Annotated in this window: 1 protein-coding gene; it reads right to left on the minus strand. The window is 38.9% G+C overall.

What is annotated here, in order from left to right; genetic code table 11:
• Positions 1–280 (minus strand): transposase (locus Q3W56_RS20800; RefSeq protein ID WP_302896718.1); only part of this gene is annotated, 280 nt, incomplete at both ends.

The following is a 280-nucleotide window of genomic DNA, read 5'->3' on the forward strand; positions in this document are numbered from 1 at the left end:
GTTGTATCTTTAAAGCGTGTGCGTCTGTTCCAGCTGATGGTGGAGTGGTGCGGAACTGGGTCATTGATATTCAGGCCCAAAAACCATCTGTACGCCATATTGTAGTAAATTTCTTTTTCAAGCTGTCTTTCTGAACGGATACCGTAGAGGTAGCCGATAAACATCATTTTGAATAAAATCAGCGGATCAAGTGAGGGGCGTCCTTTGTTTTCACTATAATAAGGTTTAACCTTTTCAATGATGAAAGAGAAGTCTATGTATTTATCAATTTTTCGAAGTA

Origin of the sequence: Bacillus sp. C28GYM-DRY-1, from assembly GCF_030519405.1 — a bacterium.
GTDB classification, from domain to species: Bacteria; Bacillota; Bacilli; order Bacillales; family Bacillaceae; genus Bacillus; species Bacillus spizizenii_A.